General features: G+C 69.5%; 1 protein-coding gene. It reads right to left on the bottom strand.

The features are described 5' to 3' along the window. Positions 1 to 1577 (bottom strand): condensation domain-containing protein (locus AB0472_RS45955; protein ID WP_366365665.1); only part of this gene is annotated, 1577 nt, incomplete at both ends.

The raw sequence follows: 1577 nt of genomic DNA, 5'->3' as shown, positions 1-1577 counted from the left end.
CCACACACCAACTCCGGATCCCCCGGAGCAACCACATCAGCACTCACCCAGAACCCCGACCCCGAATCATCCACCGACACCGTCACCGGATAGTTGGTCCGGTCCCAGCTGAACAGCAGTTGCATCCCGCCGCGTTCGCCGGTGGCCTTGTTCCCGGCCGCTTCTTCGTGGCCGGTCCTCTCGCCGCTCTGGCGAGGGCGGCCGCTGTGGCGGTAGTTGAGTAGGGAGGTGAACAGGGGCGTCTGCGCTGGGACGCCACTGGCCTTCTGCGCGAGGGCCAGGGGTGCGTGCTCGTGCACGAGCAGGCCGGCCAGCTGGGACTGCATCGCCCTCACCGCACCGGCGACGTCCAGGTCCGCGACGTCCACCCGTACCGGCAGGGTGTTCATGAACGGGCCGGGAGTGCGTTCCGCTCCCCGTCCGGCGGACATCCGGCCCAGCAGCACCGTTCCGAACACGACGTCCGAACGCCCGGACAGACTCGCCAGCACCCGCGCCCACGCCACGTGGAACAGCGTCGCCGGACTCACCCCGAGCGCCCGCGCCCGCTCCCGCAGCCGCTCCGCGAGGCCGTCGTCCATCGCCGACCGCGCCCGCCGCATTCCGGAACCGTCGCCCCGAGCGTCCAACAGGCCGAAGGGCAACGTCGGTTCTGTGACGTCCCCGAGGAGACCGGTGAAGTACTCCTCGTGCTTCTCGCGAGGAACACCCATTCGGGCCTGGGCGACGAAGTCGCGGAACGGCAGCGGCGCCGGCAACTCGTCCCCGCGACCGGCCATGAACGCGGCGACCTCACCCATGACCACGTCCAACGCCGTGTGGTCCTGCAGCAGATGATGCACCTGCACCAACGCCAGCCACCGCCCGCCCGGCTCCTCAGCCACATGGACCCGCATCAACGGCGCCTGACGCAGGTCCAGCCATGAGCCGGCAGCGTTGAGCAGGTGCCTGGTTGCTTCCTGTCCGCGTATCCCGTCCGGCAGCGTGGTCTCGGTGACGGGGACGACCGCGGACCGCCACACCACCTGAACCGGCTCGGGCAGCCCCTCCCACACCAGGGCCGTGCGGTGTATGTCGTGCCGGTCCACTACTCGTTGCAGCGCGGCGACGAAAGCGTCCAAGCGTTCACGACCGTCGAAGGCCACCACCGTCGGCGTCAGGTACACGTCCGCCTCACCCGGCCTGGCCAGCAGGTGGTGGAAGAAGATCCCTTCCTGCAGCGGGGCGAGCGGATACACGTCCGCCACGTTTCTCGCACCGCCGGGTACCGCCTCGCAGATGAGGCCGATCTGGGAGCGCGTGAGCTCCACCAGCGGCAGCATCTCCGGCTTGATCACCTGCGCGTCCTGGGGGATCCCGTTCGGCGGCACCTCCACCTCCGCGACGGACCCGGCCGCTGCCAAGGCCGCCGGGGTGGGCGCCTCGAAGAGTGCCCGTACCGACACTCCGAACCCTCGCTCACGCAGGAGTTGCAGCAGGGACACGGCCAGTAGGGAGTGGCCGCCGAGTTCGAAGAAGTTGTCGTCGGCACCGACATGTTCCACACCGAGGACCTCGGCGAACGCCCGGCACACGAT

It is taken from the genome of Streptomyces sp. NPDC086777, from assembly GCF_040702065.1.
Lineage (GTDB): Bacteria > Actinomycetota > Actinomycetes > Streptomycetales > Streptomycetaceae > Streptomyces.
This window is presented reverse-complemented; position numbering and strand designations above follow the sequence as displayed.